12 protein-coding genes and 1 pseudogene are annotated in these 19,328 nt (G+C 64.6%); 7 read left to right on the forward strand and 6 right to left on the reverse strand.

Annotated features, from left to right (window positions below; genetic code table 11):
- The first annotated feature begins 71 nt into the window (after nucleotides 1-71).
- On the forward strand, nucleotides 72-2,588 hold the full coding sequence (locus OSH05_RS23045) for a tetratricopeptide repeat protein (RefSeq protein ID WP_266352998.1): 2,517 nt from the start codon (nucleotides 72-74) through the stop codon (nucleotides 2,586-2,588).
- A gap of 62 nt (nucleotides 2,589-2,650) precedes the next feature.
- Here OSH05_RS23045 and OSH05_RS23050 read toward each other — a convergent pair whose 3' ends face one another.
- The 3 genes from OSH05_RS23050 to OSH05_RS23060 all read right to left on the reverse strand — a co-directional run bounded on the left by OSH05_RS23050 (nucleotide 2,651) and on the right by OSH05_RS23060 (nucleotide 5,968).
- Nucleotides 2,651-3,250: an OmpA family protein gene (locus OSH05_RS23050; RefSeq protein WP_104220038.1), complete on the reverse strand. Its 600-nt coding sequence runs from the start codon at nucleotides 3,248-3,250 to the stop codon at nucleotides 2,651-2,653.
- Between the two features lie 31 nt (nucleotides 3,251-3,281).
- Nucleotides 3,282-3,704 carry a hypothetical protein gene (locus OSH05_RS23055; protein WP_104220037.1) on the reverse strand — a complete coding sequence of 141 codons (423 nt, stop codon included), beginning with the start codon at nucleotides 3,702-3,704 and terminating at the stop codon, nucleotides 3,282-3,284.
- Between the two features lie 641 nt (nucleotides 3,705-4,345).
- Nucleotides 4,346-5,968 (reverse strand): winged helix-turn-helix domain-containing protein, encoded by a 1,623-nt coding sequence (locus OSH05_RS23060; RefSeq protein ID WP_104220036.1) that lies wholly within the window; start codon nucleotides 5,966-5,968, stop codon nucleotides 4,346-4,348.
- A gap of 520 nt (nucleotides 5,969-6,488) precedes the next feature.
- Here OSH05_RS23060 and OSH05_RS25240 point away from each other — a divergent pair.
- The 4 genes and pseudogenes from OSH05_RS25240 to OSH05_RS23075 all read left to right on the forward strand — a co-directional run.
- Nucleotides 6,489-6,863 (forward strand): annotated as a pseudogene (locus OSH05_RS25240) (hypothetical protein); the annotation flags it as partial.
- A 177-nt stretch (nucleotides 6,864-7,040) separates the two neighbouring features.
- Complete coding sequence (locus tag OSH05_RS23065) at nucleotides 7,041-8,807, forward strand: autotransporter family protein (protein ID WP_266352999.1); 1,767 nt, start codon at nucleotides 7,041-7,043, stop codon at nucleotides 8,805-8,807.
- 47 nt (nucleotides 8,808-8,854) lie between these two features.
- Complete coding sequence (locus tag OSH05_RS23070) at nucleotides 8,855-10,279, forward strand: APC family permease (RefSeq protein WP_104221372.1); 1,425 nt, start codon at nucleotides 8,855-8,857, stop codon at nucleotides 10,277-10,279.
- Nucleotides 10,280-10,449: 170 nt separating this feature from the next.
- Nucleotides 10,450-12,021 (forward strand): serine hydrolase, encoded by a 1,572-nt coding sequence (locus tag OSH05_RS23075; RefSeq protein WP_104221371.1) that lies wholly within the window; start codon nucleotides 10,450-10,452, stop codon nucleotides 12,019-12,021.
- Nucleotides 12,022-12,038: 17 nt separating this feature from the next.
- Here OSH05_RS23075 and OSH05_RS23080 read toward each other — a convergent pair whose 3' ends face one another.
- The 3 genes from OSH05_RS23080 to OSH05_RS23090 all read right to left on the reverse strand — a co-directional run bounded on the left by OSH05_RS23080 (nucleotide 12,039) and on the right by OSH05_RS23090 (nucleotide 17,111).
- Nucleotides 12,039-13,097, reverse strand: coding sequence for an NAD(P)/FAD-dependent oxidoreductase (locus OSH05_RS23080; protein ID WP_104221370.1), 1,059 nt, complete (start codon nucleotides 13,095-13,097; stop codon nucleotides 12,039-12,041).
- On the reverse strand, nucleotides 13,067-15,580 hold the full coding sequence (locus OSH05_RS23085; protein WP_133163170.1) for a hypothetical protein: 2,514 nt from the start codon (nucleotides 15,578-15,580) through the stop codon (nucleotides 13,067-13,069). Before OSH05_RS23085 ends, OSH05_RS23080 begins: the two co-directional genes overlap by 31 nt.
- A gap of 304 nt (nucleotides 15,581-15,884) precedes the next feature.
- Entirely contained in the window at nucleotides 15,885-17,111 is a 1,227-nt protein-coding gene (locus tag OSH05_RS23090) for an aminotransferase class III-fold pyridoxal phosphate-dependent enzyme (RefSeq protein ID WP_165801735.1), read from the reverse strand.
- A gap of 152 nt (nucleotides 17,112-17,263) precedes the next feature.
- Here OSH05_RS23090 and otnK point away from each other — a divergent pair, with 152 nt between their 5' ends.
- Together otnK and OSH05_RS23100 are read left to right on the forward strand one after the other, a co-directional pair.
- On the forward strand, nucleotides 17,264-18,541 hold the full coding sequence (otnK, locus tag OSH05_RS23095) for a 3-oxo-tetronate kinase (protein ID WP_266353000.1): 1,278 nt from the start codon (nucleotides 17,264-17,266) through the stop codon (nucleotides 18,539-18,541).
- A 1-nt stretch (nucleotide 18,542) separates the two neighbouring features.
- A complete protein-coding gene (locus OSH05_RS23100; protein ID WP_104221368.1) occupies nucleotides 18,543-19,214 on the forward strand; it encodes a class II aldolase/adducin family protein in 672 nt (223 codons plus the stop codon).
- Nucleotides 19,215-19,328: the final 114 nt, after the last annotated feature.

Genomic DNA, 19,328 nt, shown 5'->3' on the forward strand with positions numbered 1-19,328 from the left:
AATGCGAGGGCGATTGGATTGCCGGGTCGGTACGGCTAGACTCGGGCTCTTGGGCGCTGGAGGAGTACGCGGTGGCAAAGAGCAGGAAAAAGGTCGCGACGCCGGCCCGTGCCCGGACGCCGCAACCGCCTGCTGAGCCGCCGCCTAACCGTGGCTGGGCGCGCTGGTTGCCCTTCATCCTGGCTTCCTTCGTCGGGCTCGTCGTCCTCGTCGCTTATGGCGCCTATCAGGTCCAGCGCCACACGCCGGTCGCGCCGGAATCGGCCGCCATATCGCCGGTGGCCATCAGCCCGACGCCTCCGCCGGCTTTGACCAACGCGCCGACGGCCGCTCCGCCGCCAGCGATCACCGTCGCGGTGCCAGCGCCGACGACCCCGGTCGCGGCAAGCTTCGTCGGCGGCGAAACCTGCGCTTCCTGCCATTCGACCGAAGCGGCAGCCTGGAAGGGCTCGCATCACGCTCTAGCCATGCAGCACGCAAGAGCCAAGACCGTGCTCGGCAATTTCGCCGATCAGACTTTCACCAAGGATGGCGTCACCACGCGCTTCTTCAAGCGTGGCGAGAATTTCTTCGTCTCGACTGACGGACCCGATGGCGCGCCGCACGATTATCCGGTCAAATTCACCTTCGCCATCGATCCCCTGCAGCAATATCTGGTCGATTTCGGCAAGGGTCGGCTGCAAGCGCTGCCGATCGCCTGGGACACGCGGCCGAAGGAGGCAGGCGGCCAGCGCTGGTTCCATCTCTATCCAAATGAGACGCTGAAGGCTGGCGACACGCTGCACTGGACCGGCGTCCAGCAGAACTGGAACTTCATGTGCGCCGACTGCCATTCGACCGGGCTCGAGCGCAACTATGATTTGAAGACCGACAGTTTCGCCACGAGTTGGTCGGAGGTGAACGTTTCCTGCGAAGCCTGCCACGGCGCCGGGTCGAACCACGTCGCCTGGGCGAAGTCAGGCGCCCCAGCCAACAAGGACAACGGCCTTACCATTGCGCTGACCGAAAGGCGCGACGTGAGTTGGACGCTCAATGAGGCGACCGGCAACAGCACCCGTTCGGCGCCGCGCACGACTAGCACGGAGCTTCAGGTCTGCGCCCGCTGCCATTCGCGAGGCGGCCCGATCTGGAACCAGCCGACGCCGTCGACGACGATCGGCGACATTCATCATGTCGCCCTGCTTGATGACGGGCTCTATTTTCCCGATGGGCAGATCCGCGACGAAGTGTTCGAATATGGTTCCTTCCTGCAGAGCCGCATGGCCCATGCCGGCGTGACCTGTTCCGATTGCCACGAACCGCATAGCGCGACCTTGCGCGCGCCGGGCAATGGAGTCTGTCTCCAATGCCACGAGGGCGCGAAATTCGACGTCGCCGCCCATACGCATCATCCGGCCGAGACACCCGGCGCGCTCTGCGCCAACTGCCACATGCCTGAGCGGACCTATATGGTCGTCGATCCGCGCCGCGACCACAGCCTGCGCATACCGCGTCCTGACCTTTCGGCGAGCCTCGGCACACCGAATGCCTGCAGTAATTGCCATACCGACAAGGACGCGGTCTGGGCCGCGGCGGCGGTGAAATCCTGGTTCCCCGCCCCGCACACGCCGTTTCAGAACTATGCGGAGATCCTCGACGCCGGCACCAAGGGCGCCCCCGGCGCACGAGCCAAGCTGATGGCGCTCGCGCGCGACACGAGCCAACCGGCCATCGCAAGGGCGAGTGCGCTGGATCGGCTCGACGCCCTTCCCGACGCCGCTTCGCTGGCGACGCTCCGTCAGTTGCTGTCCGACCCGGACCCGACGGTGCGCCGCGCCGCGGCGGGAGTCTATCCACGTCTGCCATCCGACGCGATCGGCGATTTGCTGCCGATGCTGGATGACCAGGTGCGCGATGTGCGCCTCGCCGTCGTGCCGCCCTTGGCCGCTTTGCCGGCGGGCCGGCTCAACAGCACAGACGCGGAACGAGTTCGGAACGCCATCGCCGAATACGTCGCCTCGCAGCTTTCCAATGCTGACCGACCGGAAGCGCACCAGAACCTCGGTCAGCTCTATGCGTCGATGGGACGGGCCAGCGAGGCTGAGAGTGAGTTCCAAACAGCGATCCGGCTCGACCCGACCTTCATCGCCGCGCCGATCGCACTGGCCGATCTCTATCGTGGCGGCGGTCGCGATGCCGCCGGCGAGGCAGTTTTGCGCGCTGCGATCGCCCGCAACCCGAAGGAAGCAGCGCCGCATGGCGCGCTCGGCCTCTGGCTGGTGCGCGCCGGCCGCGGCGGCGAGGCACTGGCAGAACTCCAGATGGCGGCCGAACTCGGGGCTGAGGATCCGCGCAACGCCTATGTCTATGCCGTAGCGCTGTCGAGTGCGGGCATGCGTCCGCAGGCCATCGCCGCGCTTGAAGCCGGGTTGGCGCAGCATCCCTATGATCGCGACATGTTGATCGCCAGCACGACCTTCGAGCGCGACGGCGGCGACATCGCAGCGGCGCGGCGCTATGCACAGACCTTGCAGAGCCTGGAGCCGACCGACCCCGGCGTCGCGGCTTTGATGCGCGAGCTCGGAACCTCAGCCGCGCCATCCCCCTGAAACGCAAGAAGCCGGCGCTTTGGCGCCGGCTTCAAAGGAAGGGTCAGTCTTGTTTCGACCGGCTATTTGCCCGGCAGATACGGTCCGATATTGATCAGCTGCACGCGGCGATTGATCGGGTCGGTAGGCTTGCTGGTGTCCTGCAGCGATTCCTGGCCGAGGCCGACAGCTTCAACGCGGGCCGGGTCGACGTTGAACGTCGTGACCAGTGCCTCGAGAACGGCGTCGGCGCGCGCCTGCGACAGAGCGAGATTGTCCTGGCGGTTGCCGGTCGTGTCCGTATTGCCGGTGACGACGAACTTGGAGCCGAGCAGCAGCGGATGATGCAGCGCATCCGCCATGGAGCCGATCGTCGCGTAGGATTCGGGCCGGATGATCGCCGAATTCAGCGCGAACTGGATCTGCACATTGATCTGCGGCAGGCCGGAGATGAGTTCCAGCGGCTTCCAGGTAATCGGCATGCCGGGATTGTCGATCATGTGCTGCTGCACAGCCTGCTTGATCAGCGCAGCTGTCAGCGGCTTCCCAGCCGGTGCGGTGCCGGCGCTGGCCATCGACTGGATGATCTGCGATTCGGTGAGCGTCGTCTGAGCCGAGGCTGCGCCGGCCGAGCCGACCAGAGCGAGGGCAAGGGCGATGGCGCCAATATGGGACTTCATCATGAATATTGTCCTAGCTTGAGGGGCCAACGGCTCAGCGCCAACCGGCATCGGTGAGCGCCTGGTTGCAAGCGGCGCCGACGACCTTCGAGGCGGCGAGCAGGCAATCAAGATAATGAGCGTCGCCCGGCGCCGTGCCCTGGCAATAATTCGCGGCCGCGTTCCGGCAGGCCTTCGGCGCTGCGAGCTGGGCGGCGTTGCGTTTGGCGAGCGAGGCGACGACCGTCTTGTAGTCGATGACGCATTGCGGATTGAGCTTGGCCTCGTACTGCACGAGGCAGTCCTTCAGCTGCCCGCCGCCGAGATTGACCTTGGGGCAATACTTGACGATATCCTTGCCACAGCTCGCCGCCAGCAGCGCGCCGGCATCGGAATAGCTCATCGTCTGCGCCGAGGCGCCGGCAAAGCCTGCCCCCGCGAAGATCGCAGCAGCAAGGCCGATGGTCGCTAGTCTCATGTGATGTCCTTCCCCGATTGTCTAGCCGGCCCGGGAGGGCCGCGTCGCCAATAGTCTGGCCCGGCGGAACAGCGCGACACGCCCGCCAGGCCGAAGCTATCCGGCCCGCAGAACAGCTACATTCGCCAGCATCCTGTCAACTCTCCAAGGCGACTGGCATCGAGAAATAGTCCATCGCACGCCAAAGCCGGGACGTCGCCAGCGACAATTCACCCGCTCCGCCCGGCAATGCGCGCCCGCCTAGCGGCGAATCACCGCCGAAAACGCCGCTCAAGAAACAGCTCGCGATGCTCCAGCCGTCGGTAGGGTGCGGGATCGCGATTCAACGCCTCGGCGGCAAGGAAACATCGCACGCCACCCAGCGTGTTTTTCGCTATGTCGGAGGCAAGTCTCTGGTCAACTGGCTTGAGAGGAAAACAGCGGGGGGGGGGACTCGCGCATAGCCGACGCGCCCAAGCGTGTGGCGACATCAGGAGCGCCATAGCCCCGCTCCACAATCTGCCGCACGGCTTCTTCGCTCCATTCCTTGGAAAATCTCTTTGAACCCACAAGCTGCCTCCCATCCTCAAAGAACAGGCAGGGCCCGTCTATCGGGCTGAGGGCGGTCTCGTGCAGGTCAGAAAGAGTGCGCCAAACACGGCTCAGTTCGACGCGATCGCGCCCGTTCCCTTCAGTACAAACGGTTCGACCACATCCCTGCCATACAGCGCCGTGAAGTGAGCGATCATCGCCTGCATGATGTTGGCACGTGCCTGCCGCGAGGTGAGATGCCGCACCGAGGTCATGTATGTGTAGGCGAGCGCGTTGCCGGCGCCTTCCGGGCCGGCCGCCATCAGAACGTCGGTGATCGCCTGCGGCAGCACCTGGCCGGCCGGTGCGACCAGCACGGCGATCAACAAGCTCAAATCGGGCGGGCTGCGTGGGCTTTCGAGAGGGACGGCCGCCGCCGCGACCTTCAGCGCCTCGCGGTCGCCCGCCGCCAGCAGAGCGATGCACTTCAGGACGCGCATGTGCAACAGGAACTCGGAATCAGGATCCGCCATCTCGATTCCGCGATCGAAAAAGGCCAGCGCGGCGGCAAAGTCGCCCCGCGCTTGCCGCAACTGCCCGAGTATCGGCAAGGCGGCGGGCGAGTCCGCCATGCGGGCAAAGGCCCGTTCCGCCAGATCCTCGGCAAGGTCGAGATGACCGCGATCGACGAAATAGAGCAGCTTGGCTGCGGCCAGCATGAGCAACGGATTGGTTTCGATCAGCGGCAGGCAATCCAGTGCAGTCGCCTCGATCTCGCTCTCGATCTCGTCGCGCTCCTCACGGCTGATGCCGGTGAAGGGGTTGGTCAGGACAAGGCGCGCGAACAGATGAAGACACCATTGCAGGGCGATGTCCGCGCTGGCCGGGTCCTGCGCCCGTGCCTCGCTCAACTGCCGACCCTTCTCCAACCACTGCGGATTGGAAGCCGATAGCAGGGTCGATGCCTTGCGCAGTCGGATTTCGAGCGGCTGATCGACGGGCGTACCAAGCCCCTCCGAAGCCTTGGCCAGACTGCGCTGCAATGCCTCGATGATCTCGATCGAGGCGCGTTCAACCTCGGGCTCCAGCGAGGCCGTGGTGGCGCCGCCGAACTCCAGCCGGAAGGCGCGGATGATACGACGTGACGGCCCTTCCCGCAGCGTGGCCGCGCAATCCAGCCGGTCTCCGCTGTCCTGGAAGCTCACCTTCAGGACATAGCGCGTCGCCAGCGTTGCCGCGCCGTCGTCACGCCCCAGGACAATCACGCTCTCGTCCGCGCCGAGCCCATCTGCGATCCGTTCGCGCATCTGCTGGGCAACGGTGTCTGCCCGTTCGACGAGACGTTCGTCCTTCGGCGGGACGACAGCAACGATCGCCAGAAGGCCAGTTACCGGGGTCGGATCGGGCTCGGGGACATTGGCCGGCTGGTTCGCTGCGATCCACACATAGCCCTCGCCATATTGGGTGGCGATGAAGCGGGGGGACCGAGCGCTATCCCCGAGCTTGGTCCGCAGGCGGTTAACCAGAAAATCGACATTGCGGTCGGACGCATCCGTCTGGGTCAGCGCGATCGCGTCCAGCAACTGGCTGCGCTGCATCAGGCGGTTCGGGTTCCGCGTCAGCGCGAGGAGCAGCGCGCGCTCGCTGCGCGTGAACCGGATCTGCTCCCCATTGCGAAGGGCGAACAGGCAGGTTTCGTCGAGGACGACATCGCCGAACACCAAGCCGCCGGATTGCCGCATCTCACGATTCATCCAACCTCGCCTCTCAGGCCGCCGGACGACGCGGCAGCACTCATCCCGAATACACAGGGCGCCAGAATGTCCGAAGCTCGGCGTCGGGTCGAGAAAATAGCGCGGACTCCGCAAGGCAGCCTGACGAATTGGTGTGGCGCGGAGCCGCGCAAATCAGCCCAGCCTATCGGAATCAGGAATCCGTATCGCCGCAGCCTGTCGCCTCGTTCGTCAGCGGCATCGCCATCCGATGGATCGTCGCTCTCAAATATCAGGCAAACAATCGCCTGCTATAGGCCGTCTTAACCAAGTATGGCCGGCTGGGCATTTGTCCGGCCAGTTCAGTCCTTCAACCGTGCATCCAGCCTGACAGTAAGCGGGGAATATTATGGCGCAGTCGAAAAACCGTCCCTTCCAGCATCGCGCCGACTTCACGTCGATCAATCTGCCCCGTTTACGGCAGGACGGATGGTTGGGACATCATCGCCGCAGCCTGTTGACGGGTGCCGCGATCCTGTCGGCGACTGCGATCGTGATGGTGATGGCCAGCACAGCTGCGCGCGCTGGGAACATTCAATGGATCGGCGATGGCAGTTGGTCCGATCCCTCAAACTGGAAGCTTCTGCCAGGTGGCGAGCATGTCTTGCCTGGGGGCGGGGATTACGTCTTCATTCACAGCAAAGGGGCGAATGTCGACTCTCCGGGCGCTTACGCCCGCACGCTGACTGTTTCGGGCAGCTCGTTGACGGTGAGTTCCGGGGGAACACTCGGTCTTGAAGATTATGTTTACTTGGGTAGAGGAGAAAATACTTTTGGAGCTGCTACGGTGACCGGCAAAGGCGCCGTATTGAGTGCGTCAAATGTTAGTTTGGGCTGGGATAAAAGTAACGGAACGCTTCTTGTCTCCGACGGCGGCAAGGTAAATTCAGGAGTTAGTTTGGATTCAGGAGGCAGTCTACTGACTATAACCGGGGCTGGTTCAGAATTAAAAGGTGAATATATTAGATTGTATCATGGAAACACTATAGTTTCCGATGGAGGCACGTTGTCAGGCGGCTACCGTTTCGAATTGCCTAGTGACGGGAAATTGTATGTGGGTGGAGGATCCACCAACCCGGCGGATGCCAAGGCGCCCGGTTTCATAAAATCGAGTGTACCAATTCTGAACGATGCCGCGATCAACTTCAATCATACTGACCAGACCCGCAAATATGAATTTTCACCTGTTTTGACCGGCCGTGGCACGCTCGAGTTCATCAACGGCGCCACGGTGCTGACGGCCGACAGCAGCAAATTCACTGGCCCCACCAATGTCCGCGAGCAGGGCACGCTGGTCGTGAAGGGTTCGCTGTCCGGCTCCAACGTCAATGTGTGGGGCGTCCTGGCCGGCAACGGCAATGTCGGCAGCGTGACCGTCAATGGCAATGGCAAGGTCGAGCCGGGCAATTCCATCGGCACGCTGCATATCAAGAACAATTTCAACATGGCGTCCGGATCGGACTATGTGGTCGAACTGAACGGCGCTTCGAGCGACCGGATCGAGGTTGGCGGCAAGGCGACCATTTTGAGCTCGAAGTTCGAGATCGAGCGCTACAACACAGCGGATTCGCCCGTGGTGCCCGGCACGACCTATACGATCCTGACCACGGGCGGCGGGCTGACCGTGCAGTCGCCGACGGTGGCCGTCGCAGACTTCCCGTTCCTCAATTTCACGCTGAGCGAGGACGGCTACAACGGCTACCTGACCACTTCGCGCAGCGCCGAGCGCTTCGCTGAACTCGCCACGACCCAGAACGAGATCGCGGTGGCGAATGCGCTCGATTCGGCCACGCTGACGCCGGAATGGGCGCAGGTCGTCGGTTCCGGCGCGGCGGATGCCAGCGCGGCCTTCACCAGCCTCGCCAATGCCTCGATCCATGCCAGCGTCCTCGGCGTCCTGTCCGAGCAGTCGCATTTCCTCCGCGATGCCGTGATCGACCGGCTGCGCGGGGCGATTGAAGGCGAGGCGAGTCCGGCGGCGGCCGGCGTAACCAGGGTGCCGACAGGTACGGCCTACGCGATCTGGGGCCGGGCGCTCGGCAGCTGGGGGTCGGCGAACGGCGACGGCAATACGGCCGACGTCTCCGATTCGATCGGCGGCCTGATCACCGGCGTCGACGTCACGGTTGACGACACCTGGCGCTTCGGCCTTGCCGGCGGCTACAGCCAGAGCTGGTTCTCCTCGCCCGACATCGCCGCCTCCGGCTCCAGCGACAGCTACCATGTCGCGCTCTATGGCGGCTGGGAGGGCCAGTCCGGCTTCGCGCTCCGCGGTGGCGCCGGCTATTCCTGGAACGACGTCGATACGTCGCGACAGGTCGCGGTGGTCGGCCTATCCGGTGCCGCCGATGGATCCTATTCCGCGCCGACGGCCCAGATCTTCGGCGAAGGCGCCTACAAGATCGCCTATGGCGCTGCGGCGTTCGAGCCCTTCGCCAATCTCGCCTATGTGCATATCGACGGCGATATCGGAGAGACCGGCATCGCCGCGATGACCGGTACGGCCGAACTCGACACGACCTATACGACGCTCGGATTGCGCGCCTCGACCGCGCTGGCGGCGGGGCTGACCGTGCGCGGGACGCTCGGCTGGCGGCATGCGTTCGGGGATGTCACACCGGAAGCGAACCTCGCATTCCAGCCCGGCACGGCAGCCGTTTCGCTGGCCGGCGTACCGATCGCCACCGATGCGCTCGTCACCGAACTCGGCCTCGACTTCGCGATTAGCAAGAGCGCCACGCTCGGCCTCTCCTATTCTGGCCAATATGCCACTGACGCTTATGAGAATTCGGCACAAGCCAACTTCGCATTGCAGTTCTGATCGCAAGGCACGAATGTTGAAAATCGGGCATTGATCGGGAGAGGTTGATGGCTTCAGCTGCGACGCTCGGATTATCATTGTTTCGTCGCAAGCCGGTGCGCTCCATGGCCGAGCACGCCGCCGCCAATGCCGTGCATGGCACCTTGCACCGATCGATCGGCTTGTTCCCGCTGGTCATGCTGGGTATCGGCGCGACGGTCGGCAGCGGCATCTTCGTCGCCCTGACGGCCGCTGTGCCGGTGTCCGGGCCGGCCGTGATGCTGTCCTTCGTCATCGCGGGCATAACGGCGGGATTGACCGCGCTGTGCTATGCCGAGCTGGCCTCGACCATGCCCGTCTCGGGCTCGGCCTATTCCTACGCCTACGCGACGCTTGGCGAGTTCTGCGCCTTCATCGTCGGTTCGTGCCTGCTGCTCGAATATGCCGTGTCGGCCTCGGCCATCGCCGTCGGCTGGGGTCAGTATCTCAACGAGTTGTTCGGCGATGTCACCGGCTGGAAAATGCCGGACGCCATCAGCCAGCCGCCGGGCGAAGGGGGCGTCGTCAACCTTCCGGCGGTGGCGTTGATTGCGATCTGCGCCATGCTGCTCATCCGCGGCGCCAAGGAATCGACGACGGTCAACGCCATCCTTGTGGTGGTGAAACTGGGCGTGCTGGCGCTGTTCGGCATCATCGCGCTGACGGCGTTCAGAAGCGAAAATCTAGTACCGTTCATGCCGCTCGGCTGGGCCGGCATCGGCACGGGCGCTTCGATGATCTTCTTCTCCTATATCGGTCTGGATACGGTCTCCACCGCCGGCGACGAAGCAAAAGATCCGGCGCGAACCTTGCCGCTCGCCATCATCATCTCGCTGCTGGTGGTCACGGCGATCTACCTGTTTGTCGCGATCGCAGCCGTCGGCGCCCAGCCTTGGACCGCCTTTGCTGGCCAGAACGCGGGACTGGCCACGATCCTGCGGAACGTCACCGGCGCGGCGTGGCCATCCATGCTGTTTTCGATCGGCGCCATCGTCTCGATCTTCAGCGTGACGCTGGCGGCGATGTATGGCCAGACCCGCATCCTGATCGCCATGAGCCGGGACGGGCTGCTGCCGAAGGTCTTCGGCAGGCTGGACCCGGTGACGAAATCGCCGAGGCACAACACCTATATCGTGGCGGTATTCATCGCGATCCTGGCGGGCGTTGTGCCGCTGAATGTGCTCGTCAATCTGACGAGCATGGGCACGCTGACGGCGTTTGCAGTGGTGTCGCTCGGCGTCATGATCCTGCGGCGCACGAGACCGGATCTGGAGCGCGGCTTCAAGGTACCGCTGTTTCCGCTCGTGCCGGTCGCCAGCGTCGCCTTCTGCCTCTATCTGATCATCGAGCTGCCCAGGCTGACCCATCTGCTCTTCCTCGTCTGGGTCATCGGGGCGCTGCTTCTGTATTTCGGGTATTCGTATCGCAACTCGGCCTTGGCGAGATTGCCCTGATCGGTGGTGGAATGGACACTCCAGCCAGGCGCCACGGCTCGTAGGCCCGTCATCGCCATGAGTCGGAATTCACTTTGCATCGTGTCGAATTGCCTCCAACGTCGGCTGGAGTGATGGTTCGCGTGACAAGGATCGAGAAGGACCGGGTAGCGATGAAGGACCAATCCATAATGTCGGATCGACACGCCTCCTGCACCTTCAGAACGAAAGCCGCATACCTCGGGATTGCCGTTCTAGTCGCCCTCCTTGCTGCCCCGGTTCTTGCCGAGCCGCTGCCGCCGCAGGTCTCGGCTGTCGCGATACCGGATGGACAGATCGACAAGGCTGTCGCCGGCCTCGATGGGATCGCGCAGGCGATCCTGAAGCAGAGCGGCATTCCGGGCATGGCGATCGCCGTCGTCCAGGACGGGCGAACGGTCTACGCCAAGGGTTTCGGCGTCCGGAAGGTCGGCGAGACCGCTGCGGTTGATGCCGACACGGTCTTCCAGATCGCCTCGCTATCGAAATCGCTTTCCGGCAGCGTAGTGGCCCATCAGGTCGGTGCCGGGGTCATCGCCTGGGACACGCCGGTCGTCGCCCATCTGCCATGGTTCGCGCTAAAAGATCCGTGGGTGACGCAGCATGTCACGATCGCCGATCTCTTCAGCCATCGCTCGGGTCTTCCGGACCATGCCGGCGACAATCTGGAGGATATCGGTTTCGATCGGCGCGAACTGCTGGAGCGCCTGCGTCTGCTGCCGCTCGAGGGCTTCCGCGATACCTATGCGTACACGAATTTCGGCCTGACGGCCGCAGCCGAATCTGTTGCCGCCGCCTCGGGCAAGACTTGGGAGGACCTCGCGACGGCAGTCCTCTACGAACCGCTCGGCATGAATTCGACGAGTTCCCGCTTTGCCGATTTCGAGAAGCGGCCGGATCGCGCCTTCGGTCATGTGAAAGTCGGCGGTGGCTATCAGCCGAAATACCAACGGCAACCGGATGCGCAGTCGCCGGCCGGCGGCGTCAGCTCCTCGGTGAACGACCTCGCCCGCTGGATGACGATGATCCTTCAGGACGGGGAGTTCAACGGCCAGCAGATCATCCCCGAGGGTGCCTTGCTGCCGGCCATCACCGCCGAGATGATCTCCTCGCCTTCCTATGCCGTCGACGCCCGGCCGAGCTTCTACGGCTATGGCTTCGGCGTCGGGATCACGCCCTCAGGCCGGGTCCTCATCAGCCATTCCGGCGGTTTCGCCCTAGGCGCGGGAACCTACTATGCCATGTTGCCGTCGGCCCATGTCGGCATCGTGGTTCTCACCAATGCGGCGGCGAACGGCGTGGCGGAGTCGGTCGGCGCATCGTTCATGGATCTTGTCCAGTTCGGTGCCGTCACACAGGACTGGCTCGGCTTGTACACCCCGCGATTCAACGCCATGTCAGCGCCCGCGGGTGATCTCGTCGGCAAATCGCCACCCGAACATCCCACCGCCGCCGGGAAGCTGGCAAGCTACGCCGGCGTTTACGACAGTCCCTATTTCGGCGAGGCAACGATCCGGGAAGTCGACGATCATCTCGAACTCTCGATCGGCCCCGCAGGCAAGGCATACCCGCTAATTCACTGGGATGGTGACACCTTCGCTGTGAGCCCCTCCAGCGAAAACGAGCCGGACGGCTCGCTTTCATCCGTTGCCTTCGAACCGAACGGCGAAATGAAGATCGGCTACCTCGACCCGAATGGCTTCGGCCGGTTCGTCCGCCGCTGACGATAGGACGCGGCGCTTCAGGAAACGCGGTCGCGCCTGTTCTCGATCGCTGGAAGGGCTAGATCCGCGCCGATCTGGCGGTAGAATTCGCTCAGTCGCTCGGCATCCTTGACGAACATCGCCGCGACCCACTGATGATAGGCCGATGCCGTCTCGCTTGCGGGCGCCTTGCCGGAGAGGCTGGCGGCGATCAGGTGCCCCGCCGTCATGCCTGAGAGCAACGCCTTCAAAACGCCGTGGGACGATGTGGGGTCCAGCGTCGCGGCCGCGTCGCCCACCAGGAACCATCCCGCTCCGGCCGCCCGTTCGGCCAGGCGCCAGGTCACGTCGGCGCCCCGCTCGGGACCCAGCGGCGCGAGCCCGCGCAACTCGTCCGGAACCTCGCCGATCGCCCGCTCGCCGAAGCGTATGGATGTCCACTGGTACGTGTTAGGCCTGACGCGCGCCGACCAGGTCCAGCCGGAAGCATTGCCGACCAGGAGCGGCGCCGCGTCGCGTGCCGGACACGAGCCTTCCCGATAGCCATAGCGCGCGATCAATTGCGGGGATCGCACCGCCGCGGCAATTTCCAGCACCCGGCCGAGCCAGCGGGTCGGCCCCGTTGCGTCGATGACGATGCGCGACGAAATCGGACCGGCGGCGGTTGTTATGCCGACGACGCCACGATCATCCTTCAAAATGCCGGTTGCCGCACAATTCCCGTAGACGACGACGCCGACTTCGCGCGCCCGATCGAGCAGCAGGGCGTCGAAGTCGGCGCGCCAAACCTGAAGCCCGTACCAGGGTCCGCTCTCATCCCCGCCGAAGGCCTCAAAACGACGCGGGCCGCCCCACTCGATCCAGATGCCGTTGTGGCGAGCTCCGACGACGTCCTTCAAACGCTCCGCGAGGCCGAGTTGCGCGAGCAACGGCTCGATCCCCGGATGCAGGGTCTCGCCGGGACGGTCTCGCTGGCCGGGCTCCCGTTCGCAGAGGATGACTCGCAGGCCGCGAGCGGCACAGGCAATCGCTGCCGCGCAACCCGCAGGGCCGCCGCCGACGACGACTATGTCGGCATCGACTTGTCGGCGATCCATGGACCGTTTTCTCGCTGGATGAGCACGACGTTGTCGCTGACATAGGCACGGGCCTGCTCCAGCACTTCCATCAGCACGATCTGGATGTTGTCCGGATCCGGCATCTCCTTGCCGTAGCGATAGACGTGGAACGCGTAACGGCGCTCGCCGGAGAGTTGCTGCCCCGCCGCCTTCTCGGCGGCTTGCAGCCTGGCATCGTCGGCCTTCACCGCCTGGAATGACAGGACGGCCCAGGCTGCCTTAGCCTGCAGCACCTTATAGGTAGCTGCCGGCTTGCCGAAGTGGGCAAAATCGGGGTCATGGATGCCGAGCGCCCAGTAGACGCCCTCCATGGCCAGGATCCGCGCCTGATATTCCGGGGTATCGACGCGCGAGGTGAGCGCCGCGGTCATGGTACCAATCATGTCGATATAGTCGACCCGATCGGCGTTCGGATAGGCAACGACCGGCTTCTCGGTCGATCCGACCAGTCTCGGCCCGCGAACGCCGTCCCAGGGCAGATAGCGTCCATCCTCCAGCGAAGCGCTGCCGATCTCCTGATCGGTCAGCGGAATGATCGTTGGATAGGGGTAGAATTCGCCGCCGATTTTCTTGTCCGGTGCAAAGGTGCGGGTCGAATCCGGAGCGACGCCCGGCCAATAGGCACCCAGCGCCGCGCAGAGCTTCGCATCCTCGATGAAGGGCGATCCGAGCCCATAGCCGGCCATGAACTTCTGCAGCGGTCGGTTCGGGTCCGTGTAGTAGATCCCCTGGCTGGTGTCCCATCCGGGATCGAAGAGGCCGGGCGAACCGTCGGGCAGGCCGGTCTTCTGGACCTCCCATGGCCCGTTCGGGCGCTGGACTTCGCTGGCCGCTTCCATCGGCTGCGTGACAATCGCCGTGATCGTCGTGTCTTCGAGGCTGAACCCGACAGGTAGCGTTATGTTGCCGGCGATGCGCGTTTGCGACAGGGCCAGCGGATGGATGGCGAACAGCGCGTCGCGGATCGGTTCCGGAACGTCGCTCTGCCACCAGACCATCAGATCGCGCTGCGTCACCTTCGGGAAAAAGTCGGGCAGGCCCACGGTGCAATAGGCCGGCAGGATCCAGTCGACGCCGCTCTTCAATTGCGGACAGTCCACCTCGACCCAGCCATCGCCGACACCGTCGAAATAATGCAGCGCCTCATACCCGCCGGCCTTGATGACCGCGTCCATATCGGGGCGCAAATTGAGATTGTCGATCTGCCCATTCGACAGGACGCGATGGCGGATGTTGATGTATTCCGGCGCCGGCCGCTGGGTGTCCCGATAAGAATCCAGCATGTAGCGCGGCTCGCCCGGCGGCGGATCGGGCGTGCCGACAGGCATGATCTGCATGGCGGCCAGCTGAAGATTGTCGGGGTTTGACGTGTAGCGGCCATCGACGGGAAATGTCAGCAGCCGGCCGTCATATTGTGCCGGCGTCGCCAACGGGTTCGGGAGGGGCTCCAGGACGCCCTCGCCGAATTCCGGCCGCTCCGAAAGCGAACCGATCCTCTCATCCTTGATGAGGAACGGGAAATTCTCCAGATCCTCGCCGCGCCAATTGTTCTTCAGCCCGTTCACATCAAGGAAGCGATGGAACTGGGCGAGGCCGTCATTGCGCAGGCCGCGCTTGAGATCGACCCGAAGATCGAGGCCGGCAAGGCATTCGGGGCCGCTGAACAGCTTGTGGATCGGCACCCAGAAGGGGAGATCCTTGTCTTGCGGGAGCGGATCCTGGGGCCCGAATTCCTCCGAAGCTCCCTGCATCTGGATGGCGAGATAGGCTGCGAAACGACGCGGAATGACACGGAATTCGAAAGGCTGTGCGTCGTCCAGCGGGACGAAATTGCGCGCACGCCCGTCATAGAGCGGCTCCAGCGTACCCAGACGCGTGATGCCTGTGCGCGAGAAGCAGAGCTCCGCGTGCTTGGAATGAACCGACATCGGCGCGCTCTGATATTGCGGGGCGAAGACGACCATTCCCAGCGGCCGGCCAGCGGCCCGTTTGCGGATATCGTCGAGGCTCGGCGGCGCGACGCCATAGACGTAGTTCTCGACAGCTTCGATTTCGGCGAGCGTCGGGAACCCGCGCAATTCGTTGCCGCCGCGGTCTGCCACGACGGTCGGCGATGCCAGCGCATGATAGAGCAGGCTCCGTTCAGGCCGTCCCGCCTCGATGCCCTTCGAGCCCGCCAGCGCGAAATCGCCGAAGCCCGGATAGGTTCGGTCGATCCGGGTCAAGCCCTTGCCGAGTTCCGCTCCGAGCGAACCAGCCTCGATATCGAGTTCGCCGCCGGTCACGTCGAGCAAGAGTTGACGCCAGCCCAGGGGAGCCAGCCTCGCACAGACCGAGCGCACGCCGTCGACGAGGGAGGGAGCTTCCGCACTGAACGCGCCTTGGCTTGGAAAGGCGACAAACGCACCCATTCCCAGCGCAGTATTCCTCAGAAACGCGCGGCGCGTCACGGTCCAGGACATGTGAACTCCCCCACATCATCTGCAGGACTATATTCACTCCTGACTGATTCAGTCTACGGGTCTGCCCCGCCGGGCGGCACTGGCTGATCCTCCAGTCGTCAATCAAGACCAGCGTTCGGCGTCAGCACAGGCAATTGCTCTTCCAGAATAAAGGGGAAGCGTTTGAAACGCGGCATCTGTCGGCCATCAGCGGCTTTCAGTCACAAAAGGCCATCTCCCCGCTGCTGAGCCTTGCTGCTCGCCGATGAAACGGTGCTCTTTCCTTCAGAAGAGCTCGCCACTTTTCCAATACAAGTCCACTTCCTCACATCTTCGCTACAACGCCGAGCGCTTCGTCCGTTGCGGCGAGGGTCGCGTCGATGTCGGCCTCGGTATGCGCGGCCGAGAGGAACATGGTGTGGGTCGGATGCATGTAGACCCCCCGCTCCAGCAGCGCGAGGCAGAACACATGGCCGAGACGCCTGTCGGCGTCGCCCTCGAACAGGACGAGCGGCATCTGCACCGGGCCGCTCTGCTGCAGGCCGACACCGTGCCGCACCGCCTGACGGCCCAGCCCGTCGCGGAGCCGCTGGCCCATCCGCGCCATGATGCCGACGCCGTCGATGCGGCGCAGTTTGGAGATGGTGGCGATCGCCGCCGCCATCGAGACGGACGCCGTCCAGAACGAGCCCGTGGTGAAGATCTTCGTCGCGCCTTCGCGGAAGCGATCATTGCCGGTCACGGCCGCCAGCGCATAGCCATTGGCGATCGCCTTGCTCCAGGCCACGAGATCCGGCCGCACGCCGACGCATTCCCAGCTGCCGCCGAGGTCGAGCCGGAAGCCGGCCCGCACATCATCGACGATGAGCGCCGCGCCGGTCGCGTCGGCAAGGGCGCGCGCACGGCGGGCGAAATCGACCGTCGGCAGCACGTGCTCCTTGCCGAGATCGTGCTTGAACGCCGAGACGAGGATCGCGGCGAGATCGCCGCCGGCCTGATCGACGGCGTTTTCGAGGCTCGCTATGTCGTTGTAATCGAAATAGATCAGATGGGCGCGGTCTTCCTCGGTCACGCCGACGACGGACGGCGAGCACCACGGGATCGCACCATGATAGGCGCCGCGCGCCAGGATAACCTTGCGCCGGCCGGTCCCCGCCCGCGCGATGGTGAGGCAGGCCGTCGTCGCGTCGGTTCCGTTCTTGGAGAACATCGCCCAATCGGCATGCGGCACGACGTCGACCACGAGCTCGGCGAGTTCGACCAGCCGCGCGCTCGGACCGTTCATCCCGTCGCCGAGACGGCGCTGCGCTTCGGCCGCGGCTTCGACCTCCGGGTCGCCATAGCCGAGGATCATCGGCCCCCAGGCGCAGATATAATCGATATAGCCGCGACCATTGGCGTCCCAGGTCCGGCAGCCTTCGGCGCGGGAGAAATATTGCGGATAGCCGGCCGGCATCCGCGTGATGTTCTGATGGCCCCACATGCCGCCGGGAATGACACGCGCCGCACGGCTGCGCAGCGCCTGGTCCAGATCTTCCAGCGGCAGGTCCATCGGACATCCTCCATGATCGTTGCCGGCAGTGAATCGGGCCGGTCTCGCTTGCCTGACGATTTTGAATTTTGATATATCATGTATCATATCGATGCAAGATGAGCCGGGATGACGATGCGGCCTGGAATGGGTGCCTGGTGATGGGAGAGACGATGCAGACGATCATGGGCGTGATCGCCGACGACCTGACCGGCGGCATGGAGACGGCGTCCATGTTCGTGGCGCTCGGGGTGGGCTGCGGTTTCGTGACGAGGCCCGAACTCGTGGCGTCGAGCGCGCCGGAGCCGGTGATGGTGGTGGCGCAGAAAACCCGCGTCATTCCGGCCGCCGAGGCCACAAGGCAATGCGCGAGCGCGGCGCAGGCCCTGCTCGAAGCCGGCGCGCGACAGCTCTTCTTCAAATACTGCGCCACCTTCGACTCGACCGACGAGGGCAATATCGGGCCGGTGACGGACCGCCTGCTCGAAATGGTCGGCGAAGACCGCACCCTCTTCTGCCCGACGGCGCCTGAAGCCGGCCGGACCGTCTATAACGGCCACCTCTTCGTCGGCTCGGAACTCGTCTCGGATTCGCCGAAGCGCTACGATCCGCTGACACCGATGACGGATCCAGACCTCGTCCGGGTGCTGCAGCGGCAGACGCGCGCCAAAGTCGGTTTCCTGCCGCACCGCCTCGTGCGCCATGGCGGTAAACCGCTGCGCGCCCATGTCGAGGAAGCGGGTAGCCGCGGCATCAGATACTGGATCGCGGATGCTATCTATGACGAGGACCTTGCGGCGATCGCGACACTGACCGCCGACTGGCGCCTGGTGACTGGCAATTCCCCGATCGTCCAGCATTTTCCGCCGCTTTGGCGCCAGAGAGGCTGGCTGGACGACGCGCCCCGCAAGCTGGCGCTGCCCGCGATCGACAGCCCCGGCGTGGTGCTGGCCGGAAGCTGCGCCGATCGCACGCTGGAGCAATTGGCGCAGTTCGAGCAGCAGCGCCCGGTGCTGCGGATCGATATCGCCGAGACGGCGAGCGTCGAGGGCGCTGTGGCCGATAGCCTGGCCTGGGCGCGCCGGCATCTGGGTGAGGGACCGGCCGCCATCGCCACCTCGGCGGCGCCCGATGCGGTCCGCGCCGCGCAGGCGCGATTCGGACGCGACGGCGCGGCGCGGTTTGCGGAAGAAATCCTGAGCGGGCTCGCCGTCGCGCTGCACGAAATGGGCGTGCGCCGCTTCGTCGTGGCCGGCGGCGAGACCTCGGGCGCGGTCGTCGAGCGCTTGGGGATCGACCGGTTGCGCATCGGCGCCTATCAGGGGCCGGGCGTCGCGCGCGCGACCACGGAAGGAGACGACCCGATCGGCCTGTGCCTCAAATCGGGCAAGCTCGGACCCGTCGGGATGTTCCTGCCGACCCTCGAATCGATGCGGCGAGCGGAGATGTGACATGTCGTTCGAAGACGTGAAGAACCCCCGCGATGAAATCCTCTCCGTGCTGGCGCGGCTGGAGGCAAAGAACTTCAACCATGGCAGCAGCGGCAATATCAGTTGCCGCGACGGCGCCAACATTCTGATCACCCCGACCGGGGCCAATGCGGCCAATATGACCGCCGAGCGGGTCGTCGCACTGACCGCCGACGGCGCGGTCATCGGCGCCGGCATCCCGTCGAGCGAATTCCACATGCATGTGGCGATCCTGCGGGCCTTTCCGACCGCCCATGCGGTCGTGCATACCCATGCCGATGCCTGTGTCGCGCTCTCGTGCCTTCGCAAGCCCCTTCCCGCCTTCCACTACCAGGTCGCGGCATTCGGCGGCGACGATGTGCGCTGCGCCCACTACGCCACCTTCGGAACGCCGGAGCTTGCCGATGCGGCCGTCGTGGCGCTCAAGGACCGGACGGTGTGCCTTCTCGCCAATCACGGCATGATCGCCATCGGCAAGTCGCTCGAGGCGGCCTTCAACAACGCGGTCAAGCTCGAGACGCTGGCGCGGCAATACCTGCTGGCGATGCAGGCGGGGACGCCCGTCCTGCTGCCGTCCGAGGAGATGGCCCGCGTCGGCGCCCGCTATGGCAATTACGGCGTCGGCCTCCTGTCGGATACGGATACGCGGCGGTGACGGCGCTGGCGGTCGTCTCCGGGCGCCCCAACCCGGCCCGCTCGCCGGTACTCGAGCCCGCGGAGATCGTCCGAGGGTTGCGAAATGACAGTTCGTCCGTCACACGCTAGAGAC

It is taken from the genome of Kaistia algarum (genome assembly GCF_026343945.1).
Taxonomy (GTDB): Bacteria; Pseudomonadota; Alphaproteobacteria; order Rhizobiales; family Kaistiaceae; genus Kaistia; species Kaistia algarum.

Bases quoted from the DNA above. Each gene is read 5' to 3' on its own strand.
- OSH05_RS23050 (WP_104220038.1), bottom strand. From the start codon at position 3,250: ATGATGAAGTCCCATATTGGCGCCATCGCCCTTGCCCTCGCTCTGGTC.
- OSH05_RS23055 (WP_104220037.1), bottom strand. From the start codon at position 3,704: ATGAGACTAGCGACCATCGGCCTTGCTGCTGCGATCTTCGCGGGGGCA.
- OSH05_RS23060 (WP_104220036.1), bottom strand. From the start codon at position 5,968: ATGAATCGTGAGATGCGGCAATCCGGCGGCTTGGTGTTCGGCGATGTC.
- OSH05_RS23070 (WP_104221372.1), top strand. From the start codon at position 8,855: ATGGCTTCAGCTGCGACGCTCGGATTATCATTGTTTCGTCGCAAGCCG.
- OSH05_RS23075 (WP_104221371.1), top strand. From the start codon at position 10,450: ATGTCGGATCGACACGCCTCCTGCACCTTCAGAACGAAAGCCGCATAC.
- OSH05_RS23080 (WP_104221370.1), bottom strand. From the start codon at position 13,097: ATGGATCGCCGACAAGTCGATGCCGACATAGTCGTCGTCGGCGGCGGC.
- OSH05_RS23085 (WP_133163170.1), bottom strand. From the start codon at position 15,580: ATGTCCTGGACCGTGACGCGCCGCGCGTTTCTGAGGAATACTGCGCTG.
- OSH05_RS23090 (WP_165801735.1), bottom strand. From the start codon at position 17,111: ATGGACCTGCCGCTGGAAGATCTGGACCAGGCGCTGCGCAGCCGTGCG.
- otnK (WP_266353000.1), top strand. From the start codon at position 17,264: ATGCAGACGATCATGGGCGTGATCGCCGACGACCTGACCGGCGGCATG.
- OSH05_RS23100 (WP_104221368.1), top strand. From the start codon at position 18,543: ATGTCGTTCGAAGACGTGAAGAACCCCCGCGATGAAATCCTCTCCGTG.